The organism is Litchfieldella anticariensis FP35 = DSM 16096 (genome assembly GCF_000409775.1).
In the GTDB taxonomy this organism is placed as follows: Bacteria; Pseudomonadota; Gammaproteobacteria; order Pseudomonadales; family Halomonadaceae; genus Litchfieldella; species Litchfieldella anticariensis.
The window spans coordinates 164985-172889 of record NZ_KE332394.1; the positions used below are offsets into that span (position 1 = coordinate 164985).

8 protein-coding genes and 1 pseudogene are annotated in these 7905 nt (G+C 61.6%); 5 read left to right on the top strand and 4 right to left on the bottom strand.

Annotation, left to right across the window (positions count from 1 at the left end):
• The first annotated feature begins 228 nt into the window (after nucleotides 1-228).
• Genes L861_RS20675 through L861_RS20695 form a run of 5 tightly spaced genes read left to right on the top strand, consistent with a single transcriptional unit; the run spans nucleotide 229 to nucleotide 4997 of the window.
• Complete coding sequence (locus tag L861_RS20675) at nucleotides 229-672, top strand: TIGR03757 family integrating conjugative element protein (protein WP_016418609.1); 444 nt, start codon at nucleotides 229-231, stop codon at nucleotides 670-672.
• Nucleotides 669-1634, top strand: a complete 966-nt coding sequence (locus L861_RS20680) for a TIGR03756 family integrating conjugative element protein (RefSeq protein ID WP_016418610.1) — start codon at nucleotides 669-671, stop codon at nucleotides 1632-1634. Before L861_RS20675 ends, L861_RS20680 begins: the two co-directional genes overlap by 4 nt.
• 5 nt (nucleotides 1635-1639) lie before the next feature.
• Nucleotides 1640-3094 carry a hypothetical protein gene (locus tag L861_RS20685; RefSeq protein WP_027947979.1) on the top strand — a complete coding sequence of 485 codons (1455 nt, stop codon included), beginning with the start codon at nucleotides 1640-1642 and terminating at the stop codon, nucleotides 3092-3094.
• Nucleotides 3091-3471, top strand: coding sequence for a hypothetical protein (locus L861_RS23825; protein WP_016418612.1), 381 nt, complete (start codon nucleotides 3091-3093; stop codon nucleotides 3469-3471). The genes L861_RS20685 and L861_RS23825 overlap by 4 nt, the downstream gene beginning before the upstream one ends.
• The gene (locus L861_RS20695; protein WP_081645914.1) at nucleotides 3468-4997 is read left to right on the top strand and encodes a conjugal transfer protein TraG N-terminal domain-containing protein; all 1530 of its coding nucleotides are present in this window, start codon (nucleotides 3468-3470) and stop codon (nucleotides 4995-4997) included. The genes L861_RS23825 and L861_RS20695 overlap by 4 nt, the downstream gene beginning before the upstream one ends.
• Nucleotides 4998-5026: 29 nt before the next feature.
• Here L861_RS20695 and L861_RS20700 read toward each other — a convergent pair whose 3' ends face one another.
• The 4 genes and pseudogenes from L861_RS20700 to L861_RS25130 all read right to left on the bottom strand — a co-directional run.
• The gene (locus L861_RS20700) at nucleotides 5027-5374 is read right to left on the bottom strand and encodes a hypothetical protein (RefSeq protein WP_016418614.1); all 348 of its coding nucleotides are present in this window, start codon (nucleotides 5372-5374) and stop codon (nucleotides 5027-5029) included.
• Nucleotides 5375-5463: 89 nt separating this feature from the next.
• Nucleotides 5464-5736, bottom strand: a complete 273-nt coding sequence (locus L861_RS20705; RefSeq protein ID WP_016418615.1) for an HU family DNA-binding protein — start codon at nucleotides 5734-5736, stop codon at nucleotides 5464-5466.
• A gap of 143 nt (nucleotides 5737-5879) precedes the next feature.
• A pseudogene (locus L861_RS24335) lies at nucleotides 5880-7214 on the bottom strand (IS701 family transposase).
• A gap of 358 nt (nucleotides 7215-7572) precedes the next feature.
• On the bottom strand, nucleotides 7573-7905 hold a 333-nt coding region (locus tag L861_RS25130; RefSeq protein ID WP_035569128.1), incomplete at its 5' end, for an MOFRL family protein.

Here is a 7905-nt window from a genome sequence, read left to right on the forward strand (position 1 = left end):
AGCGCACCGTGGAAAGCGGCTTTGGGGTGAGTCATCCTCGAACGAGCCGGTGAGTATGACCATTGTCTTGATCTTCCCCTGCACGGTAGTCGAGTCGCGCCACAAGGCGGATCTCAGCCGTCCCATAAGCAATCAAGAAACCTTTTCGCTCCGAATTAGCATTTCCTGCTGCCACTCCGTGTCCTGCACGTTACATCAGGGGCAAACCCTGGTACGGGAGTGGCCATCATGCCCCCACCTCTTTCACGACTGGTTGCCAGCCTCACGCTTTGCCTAATGGCGTGGGGCAGCGGCACTCATGCCGACCCGCCGACCGTTGAAGTCTTCACCGTTGCCGGCATGCCCGTCATCAATGCCGAACCCAGCACGGTGGTGATTGAGCTCGATGCGCCAGCGCGGCTGGATGCCGAGATCTCCCAAGGATTGCCCTCTGAGCCTTCCGAGGCGGAGCGGGTGATGCGTGAGCGTATGCGCTCACCCGAATGGGCAGACTCGGTCCTGCGTTATGGGGACCTCTCCACGGGTCTGGCACGGGCCTGGGTACTTGGGGTGGAGAAAGTTCCCGCCGTCGTGATGGACGGTCAGCACGTCGTCTACGGCGAACCCGATGTTCGGAAAGCGGTTGCCGCGATTGAGCAGGCCCGGACTATGGCCGGGGAGGGGCAACCATGACATCGCCGCTGACACGACAGACGCTGTCGATCGTTCTCACCGCGGGCCTGGGGGTTGCTGGTGCCACCACATCGCCACCGGCGAAGGCCATCGATACGTTGACCATCACCGAATCAGCCATATCGCCCGAATGCCTCGACTATCGGATGGTGGGGGTCTGCGTGTGGCTGTACTGCTCATGGTCGGGCTGTCGCGTGCGGACCTCGATCAAGGTGCGTCACTACATCCCCGAACTGGTGGTCTCGAGCTACGAGAACACCGGCGACAATCCCTGGCAGGAGATGGCCCTAGTCTCGCCGCCGACCAGTGGCGCCCTGGCCGGGGGACGCAGCACGTCGGAGGCCGAGGATCACCTGCATGAAGGCCTGCGCTTCAAGAACGTCGATGCCATCGGTCATCCGGGCAATGCGTTGTTCAGTCGTTTCGTCAGCCGTTTCGGCTACTCCTGCTCCAGCCCGGCAGAGCCCTTCATGCCCTATTTCCTCTCGACCCTGGATGCCCTGGCCTGGCGTTCGGGGATTCCCGAGATGGCCTACCCCGAGGCTCTGATCCCGGGGCGCCGTGACCTGGGGCAACCGGGCGACATGTGGGGCAACGTCTACCCGCGCAGCGGCTTCCTGACACAGACCCATGACTACAAGGCTGCGGCTACCATGGCCCAGCGTGCCGCCGATATCGTCACGCGAGACGGGCAACCGCACGTGTACCAATCCCTGACACCCTCGAGTCGGCCCGGCTACTGGCCGCCGGATCCCGTCGTCGAGGGCGACGCCTCGACCCACCGCTGGCAGAGCCTGACACCCAGCTTGAGCCGTGCCTGTGTGGTATGGCCCGACCGGGGGCACGCCGACACCTATGCCGATCGGCTGGAAGAGGCAGGCGATTACGCCTGGACATTGTGGCGTCCCTACAGCTGCTGCAAGCGTCGCGGACAAACCCTTCTGACGCATACAGGGGGCTGATGGTCATGCAACGGAAGCGTTCCTCGTTACTGGCGATTCCCCTGGCCGCGGCTCTTCTGACCCAGCCGTCGATTGGCCAGGCCCAGTCCGCTGATGCCCTCTACTACCGGATTGGCGGGGCCTCGCCGTTCAGCCTGTCCGCGGGACACGGCTACAACCCTTACGTCAAGGGGATCGGCGTTCGCTGGAACACTGATGCCTCCTGCGGGAACTTCGATATCGGCGCCACGGTGAGCAACCAGCTCAACGGCATGACCGATGGCTTCCAGGAACTGATGGGAGACGTGGTTGAGAATGCCACCGGTGCGGTGGCCAGCCTGCCGGCGATGATCCTCCAACGCACCAATCCCGGTCTCTACGACCTGATCAGCAATGGCGTGCTCCAGGGACGCATGGATTTCGAGAAGGCCAAGTTGTCCTGCCAGCGAATGGCGGAGCGCATGGCCGACATGACGGTCGGCGGTGGCGTCCAGCAGATGGCCAGGTCCGAGACCTGGCAAGAGGCGGCGCAGACCACACCGGATGTGGTGGCGGCCCAGCGGCAGGTCGAAGAGGCGGGCGGTGATCATGGTGTCATCTGGGTGGGCGGACACAAGCGAGGGGGCGCCGGACAGTCTCCGATCCGTGTCGTCGAGGATGTCGCCACGGCTGGCTACAACCTGCTCCATGGCCGCACCGACACGACCAGCCGCCAGCCCATCTCGGGTGGTGGGGGAGGCTGGGGCTCCGTACCCACCAACGATGGCCCCTGGATCGGCGGAGGAGGGGTCGCCGGCGGACCGGGAGGACCCGGCGGGGGGAGCGGTGGCTGTCAGGGCGGGATGTGTACCGTCTGGGGCAGTCCCGAGGACGCGGCCGAATGGACGCGGGACGTCCTGGGGGAGCAGGAACTCCAGACCTGCGATAACTGCGAGAAGTCCCGGGCACAGGCCGGCACCGGGTTGATTCGCGAGCTCGAACACGAACAGCAGCAGGTCTACGACAGGCTCGTGGCGCTGGTGTCGGGCAACGAGGAACCCACCGACGAGAACCTTCGGGCCGTCTCCGCCGGTGACGGACTGACCGTCTCGCGCGGCGTGATCGATGCCCTGCGCCACGATCCCGAATCGGCCTTCCTGGTCCGGCGACTGGCCAGTGAGATGGCCCTGGCCCGTACTCTGACCAAGGCCATCTGGGCGCGGCGCACATTGTTGGCCGGGGCCAGTGATCCTGGCATCGCCAACAACGAGATCGGCATGCGCGCCCTCGATCGCAAGCTTGCCGTGCTCGACCGCGATATCGAGTCCCTCCAGTCCGAAATGGAAATCCGCCAGTCGCTGGCGACGAGTGTCGCCGGCACGGCACTCGAGCGCGCGGCCAATCGCGGAGCGGGCTCGAGGAAAGACGAAACCTCACGACCGGATGCTTCCCTCGACAGCCGGGGCCGGCCTTTATCCAGTGAAGGGGAGGACTCGCCATGACACAGACGCGATACGCCTGGTATGACCCGCGTCGCTGGCCGTCGCTGTTGGTGGCGTTTCTGACGCTGCTGCTGATGTTCCTGCTTAGCGGGGTGATCGTCTCGATCGGTATCCGCATCGCCGGCAGCCTCGAGGCGTTCCAGGCAGGAATGGCAGCGGCCCAACCGTTATTGCTGGTGTGGCGTCTGCTGTTCTACGGCGCCATGGCCTGGTTGTGGTATCGGCATTGGCGCCCCCGGGTCATCAGGCGTCTGAACCGGGATCGTGACGGCGGTGAGCAGGCCCGACCCAAGCTCGAGAAACTCGAGCGCCTGGTGCTGGTGCTCGTCGCGCTACTGGAAGTCATGAACTTCACCAACTGGCTGGGAGGTGCATGATGGATCTGCTGACGGCGCCGCTGGTGGTCTTCGACTATTTCGAGAACACCATGGTGATGCTGGGCTGGGTCATCCACAACGCGCTGTGGGGTGTCATGAACCAGAGCGGCATCACCGCGATTCCCTTTATTGCGCTGATCGTATCCGAGTGGTTCAGGGCCCGTCAGGAGGGCGATGACGAGGGCAACAAGGGCATCCTGACGATCAACCGCATCGAGAGCCGGCTCTATGCCATGGTGATCGCATTCGCGTTCACCTGTCAGCCGGTGCTGGAGTTGCAGATCTCCACGGTGGACGTCGACCACCAGCGCTCCCAAGAGTGCGGCACCCGCCAGTTCGCCTCTGGCCAGTGGGGCGAGTCGACACTCAATTCGCTGGACGGCCAAACGCCGCGGATTCCGCTGTGGTGGGGAACGGTGCATGCCGTCTCGCATGGTATCACCAGCGCGGCGATCGCCGCGATTCCGTGCTCGACCGACTTCCATTCGATCCGCACCGAACTTGACCTGCATGCCATCAAGGATCCCGGCCTGCAGCGAGAAGTGGGGGAGTTCCAACTCGCTTGTTTCGGCCACGCCCGCAACAAGCTGTTCCAGCAGGGCGGTCGCATCGAGGCCAGCCTGGCCCGGGATGTTGACTGGGTCGGCTCCCGCTACTTCCTGGAGACCCCGGGCTTCTACGACAGCTTCTACGCCGGCCGCCCGATCCCGGGGTTTCCCTATGATGAGCAGCGCGACATGTCACGACCCAATACAGGCCCCGGCCAACCGGGCTATCCGACCTGTCGCGAATGGTGGGCGGCTGAAGAGTCAGGGCTGCGCGCCCGACTCCACGATCAGATCGATCCCGGCTTCTGGGATGACTTCCGTAGTGTCTTTACCAGCACCGAGGCCGAGGACTACGTGATCCGGCGCATGGTGAGCCCGCGTTCCGGAGCGGCCAACGGCAACCTCGACCAGGCAGTGGTGGGATACCGCAACCTGGATGGCGGTACCGTGGGGCAGGCCGTGACCTCGGCCGCCGGTGCCGTGGGCGGGGCACTGGCGATGTTTCCCTTCGCCGCGGGCATGGACATGCTCAAACAAGCCTTGCCGATGGTCCAGTCGATCCTGGTCATGGCCGTTATCGTCTGCCTGCCGTTCGTGATGGTGATCTCCAGCTACTCGTTCAAGGCCGCGGGCGTAGCCACCTTCGGCCTGTTTGCCATCTGGTTCCTGACCTTCTGGTGGGAAGTGGCAAGATGGCTGAATAGCAACCTTGTGGATCTGCTCTACCACAGCGACGCCGCCAAGATGAGCTTCCTGGCCGCGGTCAACAACACATACGACAAGATGGTCTTGCAGTTTGTAGAAGGGATGACGTTCCTGATTTTGCCTGGGATCTGGATCACTGTGCTTGGCTGGGCAGGAATGAAAGTTGGTGACTCCTTGGGGCGGAGTATTGGAGAAAGCTCGAGACCCGCTCAAGGAGCTGGTGAGCAGGGTGGAAAGAAGTCACAGAGCGGAGCTTCAGGCGGAAAATTATAGGTAAGTCATGATGACTAGGAGAACATCTCCTAGTCATCATCACCGCTATAACTGAATGGATAGATCCGTTCACCACTAGCATTGTAATAGATGCTCATAGTTCTATTGGTTCGCGGATCTGAAGTATCTGCATCCCATGGATCGAACAGGGACTCTTCTTCCTCAGTAGACGACTGAGCTGGAGTATGAAAGAACACTTTGTACGCATTCTTGCCCGCTTCGAGCGACGCAGCACCGAGCGTGCGCACAAGACCCTTTGTTTCCCCATTGCCGAATAGCAGGGCAGACGTGAAGGCTACAGAGCCTTTCAGCAGCTGCTTGGCAGTCTGGTGGTGTTCACCGGCTTTTTTACGGGGTAGCCGTTCTCTGAGACACATGGCGCCCTCCCATGGATGAACGACGTCAAACTATTAGCTTAGTCAGCCAGGGAAGGGCGGGCAAATTCGTCCTCAAGAGGGGGAGCGAATCACTTCACCGCATCTTTCAAGCCTTTCCCGGCCTTGAACGTGGGAACCTTGGACGCAGGGATGAGGATCTCCTTTCCGGTCTGCGGATTACGTCCGGCGCGTGCGGCATGTTCACTTACCTGGAACGTGCCGAAACCGATCATCGATACCGTGTCTCCTTGGCTCAGTGTCTTGGTCACGGCGGAGGTGAACGCATCAAGGGCATTCCCAGCCTGGGCTTTGCTTAGTCCTGCCCCTCGGGCAATACACTCGATCAGATCCCCTTTGTTCATGTGCATTTCCTTGAGTGATGGCTCGAAACTCATTGAATCTAGCACACGATTGATTAGTACTACTGTGTCAGAAACATCGTCGTTTGCTGTACAAGACCATCATGATGTCTTGATACAATGTCCAGCGCAGCGTGGTAATGGAGTCACTCACGTGGCGTTGGGTTCGCTGCATTATCCCGCGGACGGTAGCCCGCGGGTAGGACAGGCGCCGGGAACCAGAGAATTTTTTTGATCCCAACGGCGCAACCGTTCGGCGACCTAGGAGCCATAAGCCGCAATGCAGAGACTGGCGTGATGGTGCAAGCCGCGCCAGTTGCGCCCCTTATAGTGATCCAGCCCGAACTCCTGCTTGAGCTCCTGGTAGTCACGCTCGATTCGTCAGCGGGCCTTGGCGATGTTCACCAAGGTCGTCAATGACGTGTCATCCGGCAGGTTGCTCAGTCAGTACTTGGCTGGCTTATCAGCGCTTTCGGGCCATTCGATCAGTAGCCATTCCGCCTCACGACGTTGCATGCCCCGCGCTACTCGCACGCGAACGGCGGCAAACCGTGACGTTAACGACTGGTTCGTGCCCTCTCGCCAGATTACCGATTGGTAGTTTGCGCTCTCCAGAGCATGAGCCAACGTCTCAGCCGATACGAGGTGGTGCTCTGCTGTCTGTTGCCATCGCGTTGGTGGACGTCTCTTGCCGGACCATTGGGGGCAGGGGGTCGGTCCCAGGCGCCCAGACACTGAGGTCTTCGTAAACCCCCACGCAGTAGCTCAGCTTGTATGTTGGAAGTGACCAGACAAGGGCAATATTGAGAAGACTTGCCGGGGTGGAGGGACGAGCTGCGCTCGCCACGCCGTCACCTTGCCGTAGGCGGCATCCGCCAGCACGATCCCGGGCTTGATGCCGGCGTCCAACGTCTCGCGAACCTACTGCAAGGCGATGTCCGGTTTGGTGGCAAAGGCCTTGTCCGCCGGGACACCGGCGCAGCGACAAAGTGCCGGGTCGTCCGTCCACGATTTCGGCAAATAGAGGCGCCACGCCACAGGCAGACTGGCCCGCTCCGTGGCCATCGACAGACTGACGGCGACCTGGCAGTTATCCTGCTTTCAAATCTTGCCACAATACTGGCGGCTGACGCCCAACTAATGCCGTCTCTTTTGCGAAAGCTGGTATCGTCGATGATCCAGAAAGGCTTGGTGCCGGGCAGCAGGAGGGGCAATACCCACTGCGCCACGCCGGTCAGCAGTGCGCGATCGGACCACGTGCAGGCACGCCACCTGATGGTGGAGCACCTGGTGGCGTGTCTGCACGTTACGTTCTCCGGGTCGACACTCGCGGCGAGGGGTTCGATGCTCTTGCGGGGCAAGGGTAACATCATACCAGAGCAGTAGTCCTTGAAGCTGGGCACGAGGTCGGCGTGTCCCAGCTTGGGAGCCAGCTCCTCAAGATAGGCATCGAAGCTGTCGTGGATCATGGGACGTGGCATAGACATCAACCGTTATTCCGGAGTCGTTCCACCCTTCGTAACAAGCTAATTTAAGACACAGTAGTACTAGGAAACATGCATGGTCGCAGCCGCTGCAGATAGGCGATCCGGTCATCGAGCTCCAGCTGGTTACGCAGCGTCTGAGGATCCAGGAACACGTGGTGGGTGACGGTGAAACCTTTCCAGAACAGGCAGAGCGGGGAAGCATCCATGACAACGGCGGTGTGCGTAGGCTGACGTTTTGGCGAATATCAGCCTACTTGGATTTACCGCCGTTTTTCTATGCCGCCCCGCCTCAACCCCGCCCGTTTCACGCTGATCTGCGAAGAACTAATGTATGGTGGCATAGGAGCACGCATCATGGTGTCCGCGGCAACACCAGGATGGCTCGGAAGTCGTTGACATTGGTGCACGTCGGCCCGGTGACGATCAAACGCTCTAGGCCCTGGAAGAAAGTGTAGGCGTCATTGCGTGACAGGTAATCGACGGGGTCCAGGCCGAGCTGGCCGGCGCGCGTCCAGTCCTCTGGGCCGAACAGCGCACCGGCGTTGTCCTCGGAGCCGTCGATGCCGTCGGTATCGATGGCCAGCGCATGGATGCCGGCGGCCCCCCTAAGGGCATCGAAGAGCCCCAGCAGGTACTCGACGTTGCGCCCGCCGCGGCCGTCGCCGCGCACGGTGACGCTGGTCTC

Excerpts from the sequence above, each read along its gene's own strand:
- L861_RS20700 (WP_016418614.1), bottom strand. The coding sequence starts at position 5,374 with ATGTGTCTCAGAGAACGGCTACCCCGTAAAAAAGCCGGTGAACACCAC.
- L861_RS20685 (WP_027947979.1), top strand. The coding sequence starts at position 1,640 with ATGCAACGGAAGCGTTCCTCGTTACTGGCGATTCCCCTGGCCGCGGCT.
- L861_RS20705 (WP_016418615.1), bottom strand. The coding sequence starts at position 5,736 with ATGAACAAAGGGGATCTGATCGAGTGTATTGCCCGAGGGGCAGGACTA.
- L861_RS20695 (WP_081645914.1), top strand. The coding sequence starts at position 3,468 with ATGATGGATCTGCTGACGGCGCCGCTGGTGGTCTTCGACTATTTCGAG.
- L861_RS23825 (WP_016418612.1), top strand. The coding sequence starts at position 3,091 with ATGACACAGACGCGATACGCCTGGTATGACCCGCGTCGCTGGCCGTCG.
- L861_RS20680 (WP_016418610.1), top strand. The coding sequence starts at position 669 with ATGACATCGCCGCTGACACGACAGACGCTGTCGATCGTTCTCACCGCG.
- L861_RS20675 (WP_016418609.1), top strand. The coding sequence starts at position 229 with ATGCCCCCACCTCTTTCACGACTGGTTGCCAGCCTCACGCTTTGCCTA.